Source organism: Alteromonas sp. S005 (genome assembly GCF_036864475.1).
Taxonomy (GTDB): Bacteria; Pseudomonadota; Gammaproteobacteria; order Enterobacterales; family Alteromonadaceae; genus Alteromonas.
This window is the reverse complement of sequence record NZ_JAZETN010000002.1, coordinates 571,077-585,404: the sequence shown is the minus strand read 5'-3', so window position 1 is coordinate 585,404 and position 14,328 is coordinate 571,077. Positions and strand designations below refer to the sequence as shown.

Genomic DNA, 14,328 nt, shown 5'->3' with positions numbered 1-14,328 from the left:
CTAACTTGCTAACTTGCTAACTAAGTCAGTATGAAAGTAAAACAGAATTAGCTGCAAATACGCTTATAACATCAACGGCACCTGGTACAACTTGTCAGCTAAATAAAAAAGCCATTCGCTTTCGCGAATGGCTTTCAAACTCTACATCAAAGATAGTTTCAATCTTGTTTAGAAAGAACCAATCAATGATAAACGTGCATTGATAGGCGCACCTACTGTTGCCTGATGCGTAGAGTGTGCATTAGGGAAGTAAAGCGTATCAGTTAAGTTCTCTACGTTAAGCTGAAGACGTGTTTTGTCGCTAAGCGTGTAGTACGCTGATGCATCCACGCGAGTATAGCTAGGTAGTACGGGCGAGTCCTCATCGTTAATGACAAAGCTTTCGTCTTGATAAGTTGCGCCAATACCAAAACCAAACACGTCATTCACTTCATACGTTGTCCATACTGACATAGTGTTTTCAGGTAGCTCGCGAAGTGCTACGCCATCAGCATTTTCGCCATCAAGGTTGCTGTAGTTAGCAGTAACATACCATTTGTCAGTAATGTAGCCTTGAAGCTGAAGCTCAAAACCAGATACATCTGAGTCAACTTCGATGAAGCTTTCTATGTCATTAGGATCGTTATCAAGTGACGTTTGCTCATTTTCAAAAATAGCAGCTGTAAAGCTCATGCTGTCATTGAAGTCCCACTTAATACCAATTTCTTGGTTGGTAAAGGTATCTGGGTCAAGCGCGTCAGCATCACCGTTGATATTCGCATACTGCTCGCCACTGCGTGGTAGGAATGACTCACTGTAGCTTGCATAGATGGAGATATTCTCTTGTGGCTTGTAAACAAGGCCCGCACGTGGCGATACTTCTTCGTCTTTTCTGCTCCGCGTTTCAGCCGCTACAATATTAAACACTTCAATATCGAAGCTATCAAAACGTGCGCCTAGCACTAGGTCAAAGTTGTCTGATAGCGCAATTTCGTCTTGCACGTAGAAAGAGTAAACGTCAAGTTCTACGTGTGTATCGTCGTTTACATCACTAAAAGTAGCAGTAACCGTTTCGCCAACTGAGTTAGTGCCAGTTAGACCTCTGAAACTAAGTGGACGAGATACATTAAACGCTTCTCTATCGCCATCTGTTGAATCAAATACAGGGTTATAACGGTCTTGATTCGACTTGGTGTTGATAACCTCACCACCAAAGATAACCGTATGTTCAATGCTGCCCGTTGCGAACTCGCCTACTAAGTTTGAAGACAAGATAAGGTTTTCACGCTGAGTAGTATCTACATAACCATCAAGGGTTACTACTTCCGTGTCTGCGTCATATGCCGCAGCGTAGAAGTTTGAATAAACTTTGTCGTAATCACCGTAAAAGGCGTTGAAGTTACCTTTTAAGTTGTCAGAGAACGTGTGCTCAACGTTTGCGCGAAATACGTCAGCACCAAGAGTTTGGTAGTTATTTTCTGGGTCGCCAAATACGATTTCTTCAAATGCTTCTACTGGCTCGCCGTTAGCCGTTGGTACACCACGGTCAATGAAGCGCTCATGATCGATATATTCGTATGACACATCAACAATTGTATCGTCGCTTACTTCAAAGCGTGCAGTTGGGTTAAAACCATAGCGGTCGCCATCGTAGAAGTCACGGTGGTTATCAAGGCTTTCGTACATAGCATTAATGCGAAGCGCAGACTTGTCGCCCGTATCAACATTAGTGTCTAGCTGAAGGTTGTAGGCGCCAAAGGTGTTAGCAGAAACGTTATAATTTACGAATTTTTCGCCCGTTTTCGCTTTTTTAGATACACGGTTTAAGATACCGCCTGTACCGCCTCGGCCGAATAACAATGCATTCGGTCCACGAAGAATTTCTACTTGCTCAACGTTGTAAAGTGCACGGTAGTACTGAACGTCGTCGCGATTACCATCTAAGTAGAAGTCAGCTGTTGAACGTACGCCACGAAATACCACTGCATCGCGGTGACCTTCACCTTGAGACGTATTAACACCTGGTGCGTAGTCGATAATTTGCCCAATACTTGTAATACCGCGAGCCGTAATTTCTTCAGCAGTGACAATTGACAAGCTTTGCGGTACGTCGATGATAGGCGTAGGGCTCTTAATAGAGTTCGACTGGTTAACTGAAAGGTACTTACCTTCTACTGTTAGTCTTTCGATGTCTTCCATATCAGCAGCTAGCACAGCTGGGCTTAATATTATCGCAGTAGCAATACTCGTAAGTTTAAATTTCAAAACTACTCTCCAAGTGTTCTCAAAGTGTTGTGTGTTTATTGGCAACCAAGAAGCTTATTTTTCGCGATGTTTTTAAGTAGCTAGTTTCATCTAACTACTTAACATTCAGTTCGCTTTGCAATTGCAAATAATAATAGTTGCTATTTGTGGTTTGGATAATATAGAAAAAATGACAAGATGACGAGAGCAAATACAGTAAAATTTTAAAACTCTTTATAACTTTTCTTAATCAACGGCTAAAAAATCGGCTCCCCAGTCAATAAAAGGGCAATAAATAAACAAAATCGTGTGGACTACTGAACTGATGACGCCATGGGAGGAAGGTAACGTTGAAATGGCATCTTTTAGCCTGTTGCTGCCATCAATTTTTTTACTATAACGTTTTGTGATGCGAGCAGTTAGGGAATTGGGAAGTAACAGATAAGATAATGAGAAACCTAGTTAACGTATTTATAACGAGTACTAACTTTAGGGTATTTACAATAAAAACTAGCCGCTAGGCAGTAGCATAACGGCTTAGAATGAGCGCGACAGTATTCTTCGCTACATTTTTTTTGTCATTATCGCTTAGGGTATCTTCAATTTTAAAAAGCTGAGGCCAAAAGCACTTCCCTTTTACTAAGCTGTCAATTTCCTCAACGACCCGGTCTAAATCATCAAAAGCAATTTTGTTATCTGCTTTAGCATCTTTCAAGAAACGATGCATTGCCGTTTCTTGGGCTTTTAGCTGTGCTACTTCGTCTTTTAGCTTTTCCGGCTCGTAAAAGAAATGGCCAATAGCCACCCGCGCTAGGTCTAAATGCGACTCGCTCACCATAAACTCTATATCTTGCAAGATAAGGTCTTCAAGCTGCTCATCGAGCGCAAGCGCGCTATCGTATGCTTTATTAATGTTGAGAATAGCCGATTGCCACTGCTCTGTAACCAAGTGCATCACCAATTCTTCCTTAGTAGAAAAATGGTTATACACAGTGCGCTTTGACACATTCGCCAGTTCGGCCAGCTTATCCATACTGGTGCCATTTACGCCAAACTCTTGAAACGCCTGAGTTGCAGCCTGAATGATGGCTTCGCGTTTTATATCACTACGCGTTCTAGTATTGCCTACCATGTTGAAAGTCTCAAAATAAATCCCCTATGTCTTGCCCGTCATTTTGCAAGACCGCGTGTGTTCCCATTTTACACCGAACAGTTTACTTTTCAATGCGACCGCACTAAAATGCACTCACCAGTTTACTTTAGGTAATAACAGCTTCATCGCTCACGTATTTAAGCGTTATTACTTAACGTTCTCATTTCTATACTTTATTTACCCTGACAATGGATTACACACACCTATGTCCATAATGCGATTCTCTCACATTCTGTTTTTAAGCGTTCTATCGGCCTCAACCTTAACTGCATGTTCGCAAGAAGAGCCTGCAAAGCAGCAGTCAAACGCTACTCCTCGCTACGTGAAGCTTGCTACAGTTAGCAATATACCTGATTTTGATGAATTCACCTTTCCTGCCGTTGTTTCGGCGGTTAAGACCGTGGATTTAAGCTTCGAAGTTTCGGGTAGACTTATTCAAACCGACTTAGTGACAGGTAGCGATATAGAGAAAGGACGGTTGCTGGCCACTATCGACCGTAAACCGTTTGAACGTCGCGTTGATGAATCTAAAACACGTCTAGACCAAGCAAAACGCGAACTAGATAGAATTGAGAAAATGTTTGCGCAAAAGCTAGTTGCTCAAAGCGCACTAGATACTGCGAAAACATCTTATGAGCTTGCGGTCATCGACCTAAAAAATGCAGAGCAAGATTTAAGTTACACTCAGCTCTATGCCCCGTTCGACGCAAAAGTGTCTCAACGCCTAGTTGAAAACAACAGCTTCGTTGCTGCGGGTACCCCCATCGCTCGCCTCCAAGATGTGTCAAAAATCTACTTTAATATCAATGTGCCTGAGCGCCTTCTAACGGCCAATATTGGTCGTGGGATCAAACAAGCTAGTGCGACCTTAGCTACCAATCGCAACCAGTGGTACCCCGTAAATTATGTAGAGCACTCTACACAGCCCGACCCTGTGTCGCAAACCTATGAAGTGGTGTTTGCGATGGAACCTCGCGCAGAGCTGCCGTTAACGCCGGGGGCGCGCGCAGTGGTAAAAGTAAGCTTACAAGGTAGCCTATATCCTGAGGGCTTCGTTGTGCCGGTAAAATCCCTTGTAGGCGACGAAGATTCAGGTTTTGCAGTTTGGGTATACAACGACGAAACAAGTTCGGTGGCAAAAACACCTGTCGACGTAAAACATATAGAAAACGAACTCGCGATTATCAAGAGTAAAGGCCAAGGCGATATATCACTAGATCTCCAGGTCGTTGCCGCCGGAGCAACACAAATGCGTGCAGACATGAAAGTACTTCCTTACCAAGGAGAGAAGTAATTTATGGATATCGCACGTTATTCAATTGATAAGCCCGTCAACATTTGGCTTATGGTGGTCATTCTGCTTTTAGGCGGCATTTTAGCTATGAGCAAGATAGGCCGCTTGGAAGACCCTGCATTTACTATAAAACAAGTAAAGGTATACACCAGCTACCCTGGAGCCAGTGCCGAAAAAGTAGAGCGCGAAGTCACCGAACGCTTAGAAATTGCCATCCAACAAATGCCGCAGTTAAAAGAAGTGACGTCGATTTCATCGCCCGGCCTTTCAGAAATTACGGTTGAAGTCAAAAGTACTTACGACAGTAATTTGTTGCCGCAGATTTGGGATGAGCTAAGAAAGCGTCTTCGCGACACAGCAAGTTCACTTCCCACCGGCGCACAAGATCCCATTGTTTACGACGATTTTGGTGATGTGTACGGTCTTTACTATGCCTTGAGTGCACCAGATTTTGACACTCGTGAACTTCGCGAGTTTGCACGTATTATCCGACGTGACTTACTTACTACAGAAGGGGTTGCCAAAGTAAATGTAACTGGTGTTCAAAAAGAGCAGATAGTGGCGTACATCAACCCCTATCAGCTGGCAGGCTTAGGCATTTCCTTCCCCGATCTTGCCGCCCTTTTTGAAGATAACTTACGGCCCTTTAACGGCGGTCGGATTAAAGTGGACGAAAAGAATGTACGCTTAATTGTTGAGCGCGCACCAGACAGGCTTGAAGAAATCTCAAACCTCTCAGTAGTAGTGCCGGGCACTAACCGTTCACTTAGAGTTGCTGATATTGCCACATTGAAATTAGAGCCTGCTGACATACAGCCTGTACATGTGCGCTACAATGGCGAAGAAGCCTTAACACTCTCTGTTTCAGCCCTCACTGACGTAAATATTGTTGATGTAGGCGAACGAGTAAATGCAAAGGTGGAAAAGCTACTTCAAGAGCTGCCCGTAGGTATTACGCTCACCCCTATCTATGATCAGGCTTCTGTGGTCGATGAGTCTGTAACAGGTTTTATTAATAACCTCGTGATGTCAGTGGCCGTTGTTACCTTAACCCTGTGTTTATTCATGGGGTGGCGCTCAGGTGTAGTAGTTGGCTCTGTGCTGCTTGTTACCGTGCTAGGTACAATCCTCGTTATGTGGCTAATGAATATCCAGCTTCAGCGAATATCCCTTGGAGCTATGGTTATCGCCATGGGAATGCTGGTTGATAACGCCATTGTTGTTGCCGAAGGTATGATGCTGCGCATGGCCACCGGCTCTACAGCAAAGGAATCTGCAAGCTTTATTGTAAAACGTACTCAGTGGCCATTACTTGGCGCAACCATTATTGGTATTGCGGCGTTCTCAGGCATCGGCCTTTCAAACGACGCTACCGGTGAGTTCCTCTACTCTTTATTTGCCGTTGTGTTGGTTTCATTGATGATAAGTTGGGTATTGGCCGTTACCTTAGTACCAGTACTCGGGGCTTACTTTTATCGCAAAGGTATTGGCCAAACTACTGGCAACGAGCTCTCTGCATCACAGCGCTGGTTTAAACGCACGTTACTTGGCGCACTTAAACTTCGCTGGGTTACTATTGGTGTGCTATTTATTATCACCATTGTGGCTTACGGAAGCTTTGGCATGGTTAAACAAGGCTTCTTCCCGCCATCAAATGCACCGCTATTTTTTGTGCATTACTGGGGCCCGCAAGATAGAGATATACGCGCTACTGAAGTTATTGCCAAAGAGGCAGAAGCTCGCATCTTAGAAATGGAAAACGTAGCGGCTGTCACCACCTTTATCGGGCAAGGTGCCGATCGTTTTACCCTCACTTATGCGCCTAAAAGCGCAAATGAAAACTATGCCTTCTTCATGGTTCGTGCCAACGAACTGGACAATATTCCGGCTATTCAGTCGGCGTTAGCCAACAAACTCACCGACCTCGATTTCGACGCGAGCTTTTACATGGAGCGCATGCAATTTGGGCCCGGTTCGGGGGCTAAATTAGAAGCACGTTTCTCAGGCCCTGATACTGAGATGCTTCGCAAATTAGCTGAAGAAGCTAAAGCCTTATTGTTTGCTGACGGACAAGTTAAAGACGTACGTCACAACTGGCGTGAGAAAGGCTTTGCTATTAATACACAGTTTGACAATTACAATGCGGGCATTGCTGGGGTTTCACATAGTGACTTTAGCCAAACCATACAGTATGCAAGCAGCGGCGTTCAGCTAGGTACAGTACAAGATGGCGACTATGCCTACAACATTATTGCGAAAATGGGCAAGGCAGAAGATACTGAACTTCAGTCAATACGCGAATCGCAAGTATGGTCTACTCAACAGCGACAGTACGTGCCTTTCACACAGGTGTCGCAAGGCTTAGAGCTAATGACCGAAGAAATGCGTATTCATCGCCGCGACCGTGTACGCAACATTACCGTAGAAGCTGAACCAGGCGACCATGAAACCGCAGCTAAAGCCTTGGCTAGAATTCGCCCTCTTATTGAAGATATTGAGCTACCGGCAGGGTATTCACTAGAATGGGGCGGCGAGTTTGAAAGCTCTAGTGACGCACAAAAAGCACTAGGCGCCGGGTTGCCCGCCGGCTTTTTAGTTATGTTTATTATCTCGGTATTGCTATTTGGTCATGCGCGCCAACCACTTATCATTTGGCTTGTGGTACCCATGGCCGTGGTCGGTGTTGTTACAGGCCTTCTTAGTACTGATATGCCCTTTGGCTTTATGTCACTACTCGGCTTTTTGAGCTTATTTGGAATGCTTATTAAGAACGCCATAGTACTTATTGAAGAAATTGACCTTCAGATAGAAGAAGGCTTAGCAATAAGACAAGCCATTGTTGACGCTACTATCAGTCGTGTACGCCCGGTTTCTTTAGCAGCGGTCACGACTATTTTAGGTATGGCGCCGCTGCTGTTCGACGCGTTCTTTGCCGACATGGCTGTGACGATCATGGGCGGTTTGGCGTTTGCCACAGTGCTTACACTAATCGCTGTTCCCGTGCTTTATAGCCTGATGTTTAGAGTGAGCTATCGCAAAAGTTAACCATTCATCATAGTTGGCCTTTCTACTGAGAAGCGTTTCTTGCTCCACTAGGAAGGCCTCTATGCCTAGAGGTTGCAATGCATCCCTAACTTGATACAACTAACCCGAGTCAAATAAATCGAGCAAGTAGAGCAAGCCCTAACGCTTTGCCTCTACCCGGCTTTGCATAAACTTCATAACATCGCGCCATGACACCATGCCTATTGGGTGACTATTTTCGTCGATAATGGGGATACAAGAAATTTTATGTGAATTAAATAGCTCTATGGCGGAAAATACAGAATCTGTTGGATTTAATGATATCACTTCGCGGGTCATGATTTGATGCGCTTTCTTGTCCAATGTGGCTCGATCTAGGCTTCTCTCGCTTACCGTATCTACAAAGGGGCTGATAGATTTCATTAGGTCTCTGTCAGATATAATACCCTGAAGCTTGTTATCGTGAACCACCACTAAATGATGAAACCCTGTCGCAGCAAAAAGCTCGCGTAACGACTGCAAGCTATCATCCATGTGCACGCTAACTACCCGTGTAGACATTATTTTAGCAATGCTCATCAAGTCTCCTTTTTTACTTTCAATTTACTGCCCTGCCTTAGCATTATTACGAGTATCAATAATAGCCCTAACTCAGGACATTAGCTCGGCTTGTTAACTCGGTATATCAACTCAGGGCATCAGCTGGGAAAATTATCTCAGTAGTTCAACGCACCATAAATTTAGCTAACCAAAGGTTAAACAAAAATTAAACGTATGGGTTATCTCCCATAGCAACAGCTATACAAAACAATCGCAAATCTAATTCAAGTTGATGATAATCTGGCTCCATATAACAGCAAAGTTTATAAAAAGCTTTGTTGTGATCCTTTTCTTTAAAGTGCGCCAGCTCATGTACTACTAGTGCTTTTAAAAGTGGCTCTGGTGCATAGAGCAAATCGTTATTAATAGCTAAATCATGCTTGCGCGTTTTACCCTGCATACGGTAGGTATGCGTACCTAGAGCGTTGGTTATCATATCACCTTGCTTTTTAAACGCGGCGCGCCCAAATGGCGGAGCATTTTTTAAAAACTGCTTCTTTAATTCAGTCGCATACTGATAAAGCAATTTGTCGGTGGTTACGTCATGGGTCTCTGGGTACTTTTTAAGCAGATAAGTCTTTAGCCGATTGTTTGAAATTAGCTGAAGCGCTTGCTCCACGATAGTTGGGGGGTAACCATTAAAATACCGAGCATATTCATTCACGTCTATTTCTCCTTTACCGGAAGAATTATAAAGCATTTGAACGTAGTGGACAGGTCTCGTATTCCTAAGGCATCACTTTTATATAAACCCCAAATGAAAAAAGCCGCAGTTACGATTACTGCGGCGAAGGGTGTGCTAAGGGAAGCACAACGGGAAGTTAGTTTATCTAAACTCGAGAAGTTAAAGCTATTCTACGGTAACTACGACTTTACCCACAGCGTTTCACCATATGCTTCTAGGCCCACAGTTTGAAACATAGGAAGTAGCATAAACACTAGAGCCTCCAATGATAATTAGTGTATAAAGGAAAACAGTTTTTAGATTTTATTGATAATCCAAATGAACATAGAACACCTAAAGCTTTTTGTGCGTATTGCGAGCACAGCAAATATCAGCTTAGCGGGGCGTGAACTTAACATTTCACCTGCCGTGGCGAGCGCGCATATTGGTAAACTTGAAGAAACGCTAGGTGTTCGCTTAATCCACAGAACCACGCGGAAAGTATCGCTTACCGACGATGGAGAGCTTTTTCTCCCCCATGCACAAGAAGTGTTGGACAGCATCGAAACGGCACAAGCCGCTGTTGGCAGCGGCGCTCAAACACCGCAAGGTACATTACGCGTTACCGCCCCTGCATCATTTGGTCGAATGCATATAGTTCCTGCGATCCCTGAGTTTTTAGAACAATATCCAAAGCTAAATATCGACTTCCGATTCAGCGACAGTATTTTGGATGTGGTAGAAGGCGGCTTTGATGTTGCCATTCGCGATGCCGAATTAAAAGACAGTAATTTACACGCGAAAAAGCTTGCTGATGACAAACGTATTATTGTCGCCGCCAAAAGCTACATAGATAAATATGGCGCACCGGAAACACCATCAGACTTAAAAAACCACAAAATAGTAAACCTTACAGGGCTAGAAGTATGGGACTTTAGGGGAGCTCATGGTGTCACATCAGTAAAAACGCCTAATTATTTGCGTATGGATAATGGTGAAGCGGTGCGCGATGCTTGTATTCAAGGCTGCGGTATTACCCTTACGGCTACTTGGTGCAGCTCTCCCTATTTAGAAAAAGGCGAGCTAGTTCAAATACTCCAAAACTACCCACTCGCTACTGACTGTGCGCTATGGGCAGTGTATCCCAGTAATCGGTTATTGGCTCCCAAGGTTCGTGCATTTATCGATTTCTTAGCCGAGCGCTTCGACGGCACGCCTTATTGGGATGAAAAACTAAACGGTGTTGTAGTGTAAACCAGAATTAATTCAATAAACCTCATCTTCAGGTTTCTTAATTTTTAAACAAAAACACAATTGTTCAATTACTTCTTAGTTTCTTTACTATGCTTGTACTAAAGTAAAATTGCCACGACTCATTGTTTTAGGCAACATTTAACACAGTCTTCGAATTAGGTATATCAATGATGAAAAAGCCGTACTTGTTCCTCACGGCCATCTTCAGTTTGTTGCTGGCCAACAACTCGTCAGCAGAACAAAATAAATTGAATATCAGCGGTTTTGGTACGCTTGCCACTGCAACAGCCGACACACGTATTTATCAATTTCGTAACGATCGCTCCCAAGCAGAGTTTGCAAAAAAAGATGGCTTTGCATTTAAGCCTATAAGTTTGATTGGCCTGCAACTAGATTACACATTATCAGACAACCTTGATTTCGTAGGGCAGTTTGTTTATCGAGAGCAAGACGAACAAAATATTGGCTCCATCACCCAAATGGCCTTTTTGCGGTGCGACATTTCGCCAGCGTGGCAAGTAAGAGCAGGTAGATTAGCCGCGGATATTTTCCACTTTAGTGATACCCGGGATGTTTCTATCGCTTATCCTTGGGTAAAGGTACCAACCGAAGTTTACGGCATCGTACCCGCGAGAAGCTTCGATGGTGGCGACATAAGTTATACCACCCCCTTTAGCGACTTTAACCTGTCGATAAAAGGCTTTTGGGGTAGTGGAAAAGCCGATTTTACCAGTGGCGATTACTTCCCAATTAAATTTAACGATTTGCGCTCTATCGGCGTTGAGTTTTTAGCGTTTGATTGGAGCGTAGCGCTGAAGCACACGCAGACTGAAGCAGAGAACGACAATGCTGACTCAGCATTCGTTTCCAATTCCGTTGCACAGCTTCAGCCTTTTTGGAGCGGCGCCAATGCCTTTGCTGATTCATTAAGATTACGCGGTGCTACCATTCAATATACGTCTGTGTACTTTAATCGTTTCTTGGGTGATTGGGACCTCTCTGGAGAACTATCCTATATAGATTCAGACTCTATCGCACTAAGACCTTCTTTTAACGGCTTTCTCAATCTTAGCTATCTTTACGGTGCCCACACTTTCTATGCACTGTATTCATTTGCAGAAGCTGATCCGTTCTACCTTAGTGAAGAGCAGCCAGGCTTCCCAATAAACGCAAATACTGCCGAGTTAGCTATTTTTGTAGAAGAAGTAGCAAGCACGCTAGCACATCGCCAACAGTCATTCTCTGTGGGTTGGCGATGGGACTTAAGAGAAAATCTAGCCTTTAAAGTCCAAGTTGAGCGAACTGACATTAAAGCAAGAGGTACAGGGCTTCGTGCACGTGATGGCTTAGTCGTTGATGATGAAGAGGGTGTCGCGCATACCCTGTTTCTAGCTTTAAGCTTTAGTTTTTAAGGGAAGGAGTATGAAATTGTTCAAACGCCTCCCCCTTACATTTGCTTTAGTTCTGCTAATGCAATGCACTGCTTTTATGTCGCAAGCGCAAGAAAAAATTGTCGTTGTCACTAACTTTAATAGCGATGTGCAGGTTTTGGATAAAAAAGGCTTAATTGATTTATTTATGGGTAAATACTCGGCGTTCCCAAATGGTAAAGAAGCCACGCCTATTGATGTGGAATTAGTTCCCGAATTGAAAAGTCAGTTTTATAAGTCTTTGGTTGGGCTTCCTCTTGCAAGGGTTAATGCCTATTGGTCGCGACTTAAATTCTCTGGCCGCGTTAAACCTCCTGCGGTGGAGCAAACCCTTGATGATATCAAGCTAAGGCTTGAAGAAGACGAATCGGCGTTAGCTTATGTGTATGAGTCGAGTGTGACCGACAGTATGAAGGTAGTATATCGTTTTGATTAACGTGCAGGGTCTAGGTTTTCGTTTTTCGCTGTTTCTAATAGCAGCTGCAATGATCGTAGTGCTTACCACCGCGGAATTTTTTTATCGTGCTACTTATGAAAACGAAATAGACGAAGCTAATAACGATATAGAAGAGCTTTTTCAAACCGTTAGCGCTACTGCATCTATTGCAGCTTTTTTAGAGGATGAAGACTTAGCCAAAGAAGCCATTAACGGCTTAGTTAAGACTAACAAAATACTTGCAGCCTCTATTAAAAGCGAGTCTCTCTATTATCAAGCAAATGTAACTGATGCTATTAACAAAAACACCGAACCTCGGGTATTTTTGGTTAGGCACCCCTTTATGCCGGAAGAGGCTCTGGCTGAAGTTAACGTGTATCCTAATTTCGAACATATTATTGACCAAGCAGAAAAAATCAGTACTGACAACAGCTACTCACTTTACGCTGAGGCCCTAGTAGTGGGTATTGTAGCGTTAATAATCACTTACTACATAATCATCTCACCTATGTTAAGAGTAGGCCGTTCTCTCCACAAGATTACGCCAGGAACAAATGAACGCATTGATATGCCAGATTATCATGCTAATAGTGAAATTGGTGCTTTGGTACAAGATACCAACGAGCTGTTAAACAAAGTTGAAGAGCAATTTACCCAAGAGCGTCAATTAAGAGAAGAAATAGAGTTTCTTGAAAAGCGATTTAGAATGCTGTTTGAGAACGCCAAAACTGCAACCGTGTTGATGGCTGAAAATGGCACTATAGAGCTTCGAAACGATGCGTTTAATGATTTAGTAGAGAAGACTGGGCTCGGAATACAGCAAGGCTACGGCGAACTGCTAGACGAATTATTCGAAACGCCAGTGGCAATGAAATCCGCGCTTAATGAAGCCTTTGCGCGAAACGAGTTTGCTACAGGCGAGTACAAGCTAAAAAGCAGAGCAACCGACAGTGCTATTTGGGTTCAACTTATTGCTAGCCCCTTGCTAACAGAAGAAGGTGAACGTTATTACCAGCTTACGTTAAATGATATTTCTAGTCGTAAACACGAGCTACAACAACTTGCACTACAAGCGGATTTTGACGCGTTAACGGGGATCTACAACCGAAATGGTGGCGAAAAGCTCATTGCTAAACTCATGAGAAAAGAGCATCAGTTTGCTTTGGCACTTATCGACCTTAATGGATTCAAAGCGGTAAACGATATTTATGGCCATGATGCAGGGGACGAAGTTCTCATTTTTGTTGCTGAGCAATTAAAAGAAAAAATACGCAAAAATGATGTCGCTATACGTTGGGGTGGCGATGAGTTTCTGTTGTTACTGCAAGCTGATGATGAAGCGTCTGTTAAAAGGGTTATAGAAAAAGTGAACGCTGGCGTTAAACAGCCTTTTTATTTTGATAACGACAGCAAGCCGACTGTAGTTTCAATGAGTGTCGGCGTGGCTTTTTACCCTCAAACGAGTCGCAATTTACATGACCTGATTAAGTTGGCCGATATTGCCATGTATAAAGCGAAACAAAATAAGATAGCCTCACCTAACGACTACCTTATTTTCGCAGCGCCCGAGACACGTATTTAAGTACGTTACGCTTTATTCACTAATTGTTTTGCCCAGCATACGCTTTAACGTACCGTCTTTATCAATAATGTGGTGCTTAAGTGCGCCAGCAATGTGTAGCAATAAAGCAACAATAACGGTGTAGCCGAGATAGAAGTGAATAGTGCCTCCTAACTTCGATAACTCATAATTAATCGGTAAGGTTTTTTCTGGGTCATCTACGCTAAAATTTTGAGCAAATACTTCTAATCCGAAAACCGATAGGCCGTGGCCACCCAATACTGATGTCATCAACCCTGAAATAGGCATTAATAAGGTAGCGATGATCAAAACCCAATGAACGATAGATGCAAGTTTGTGCTCAATTGGCTTGTAGTTCGATGCAGGGCTCGGCCAACCATTTTTCATTCGCCAGATAACGCGGGCTATCGCGACTATTAGCACAAGAAAACCAAATGCCTTATGCCAACTAAATAGCTCGTAGACATTGTTCTCTGTCATATAAATACCTGTGGCAAGTAACCCTATAATGGTTAACCCCACCAGCCAATGTAGAATTACCGTAGTGGTAGCAAATTTATTATGACTATCGTACTGCATGCTTTTCTCACTCCAATTGTCTATACCAAGAACTACGTTTTCCATAAAGCGTATCTCGGCATTTTATAACTCCTCACACATTGTAAGGA

11 protein-coding genes are annotated in these 14,328 nt (G+C 43.4%); 6 read left to right on the top strand and 5 right to left on the bottom strand.

Annotation, left to right across the window (positions count from 1 at the left end):
* Window positions 1–168: 168 nt before the first annotated feature.
* Window positions 169–2,244, bottom strand: coding sequence for a TonB-dependent receptor (locus tag V7R55_RS05150; RefSeq protein ID WP_334057890.1), 2,076 nt, complete (start codon window positions 2,242–2,244; stop codon window positions 169–171).
* A gap of 496 nt (window positions 2,245–2,740) precedes the next feature.
* Window positions 2,741–3,355, bottom strand: coding sequence for a TetR/AcrR family transcriptional regulator (locus V7R55_RS05145; protein WP_334057888.1), 615 nt, complete (start codon window positions 3,353–3,355; stop codon window positions 2,741–2,743).
* A 226-nt stretch (window positions 3,356–3,581) separates the two neighbouring features.
* Here V7R55_RS05145 and V7R55_RS05140 point away from each other — a divergent pair, with 226 nt between their 5' ends.
* Together V7R55_RS05140 and V7R55_RS05135 are read left to right on the top strand one after the other, a co-directional pair.
* On the top strand, window positions 3,582–4,670 hold the full coding sequence (locus V7R55_RS05140) for an efflux RND transporter periplasmic adaptor subunit (RefSeq protein WP_334057886.1): 1,089 nt from the start codon (window positions 3,582–3,584) through the stop codon (window positions 4,668–4,670).
* A gap of 3 nt (window positions 4,671–4,673) precedes the next feature.
* Entirely contained in the window at window positions 4,674–7,715 is a 3,042-nt protein-coding gene (locus V7R55_RS05135; RefSeq protein ID WP_334057884.1) for an efflux RND transporter permease subunit, read from the top strand.
* Window positions 7,716–7,853: 138 nt separating this feature from the next.
* Here the strand turns inward: V7R55_RS05135 and V7R55_RS05130 are convergent, their stop codons facing one another.
* Together V7R55_RS05130 and V7R55_RS05125 are read right to left on the bottom strand one after the other, a co-directional pair.
* A complete protein-coding gene (locus tag V7R55_RS05130) occupies window positions 7,854–8,273 on the bottom strand; it encodes a CBS domain-containing protein (RefSeq protein WP_334057882.1) in 420 nt (139 codons plus the stop codon).
* Window positions 8,274–8,460: 187 nt separating this feature from the next.
* Complete coding sequence (locus V7R55_RS05125) at window positions 8,461–8,958, bottom strand: M48 metallopeptidase family protein (protein WP_334057881.1); 498 nt, start codon at window positions 8,956–8,958, stop codon at window positions 8,461–8,463.
* A gap of 339 nt (window positions 8,959–9,297) precedes the next feature.
* Between V7R55_RS05125 and V7R55_RS05120 the strand changes: the two genes are divergently transcribed.
* From V7R55_RS05120 to V7R55_RS05105, 4 genes are all read left to right on the top strand, one after another.
* Window positions 9,298–10,212, top strand: a complete 915-nt coding sequence (locus V7R55_RS05120; protein WP_334057879.1) for a LysR family transcriptional regulator — start codon at window positions 9,298–9,300, stop codon at window positions 10,210–10,212.
* A gap of 167 nt (window positions 10,213–10,379) precedes the next feature.
* Window positions 10,380–11,624, top strand: a complete 1,245-nt coding sequence (locus V7R55_RS05115) for a hypothetical protein (RefSeq protein ID WP_334057877.1) — start codon at window positions 10,380–10,382, stop codon at window positions 11,622–11,624.
* Between the two features lie 10 nt (window positions 11,625–11,634).
* A complete protein-coding gene (locus tag V7R55_RS05110; RefSeq protein ID WP_334057875.1) occupies window positions 11,635–12,078 on the top strand; it encodes a hypothetical protein in 444 nt (147 codons plus the stop codon).
* 49 nt (window positions 12,079–12,127) lie between these two features.
* Window positions 12,128–13,660 carry a sensor domain-containing diguanylate cyclase gene (locus V7R55_RS05105; protein ID WP_334057874.1) on the top strand — a complete coding sequence of 511 codons (1,533 nt, stop codon included), beginning with the start codon at window positions 12,128–12,130 and terminating at the stop codon, window positions 13,658–13,660.
* A 12-nt stretch (window positions 13,661–13,672) separates the two neighbouring features.
* On the opposite strand, the gene V7R55_RS05100 is transcribed toward V7R55_RS05105, so the two are convergent.
* A complete protein-coding gene (locus tag V7R55_RS05100; RefSeq protein ID WP_334057872.1) occupies window positions 13,673–14,284 on the bottom strand; it encodes a cytochrome b in 612 nt (203 codons plus the stop codon).
* Between the last annotated feature and the right edge of the window lie 44 nt (window positions 14,285–14,328).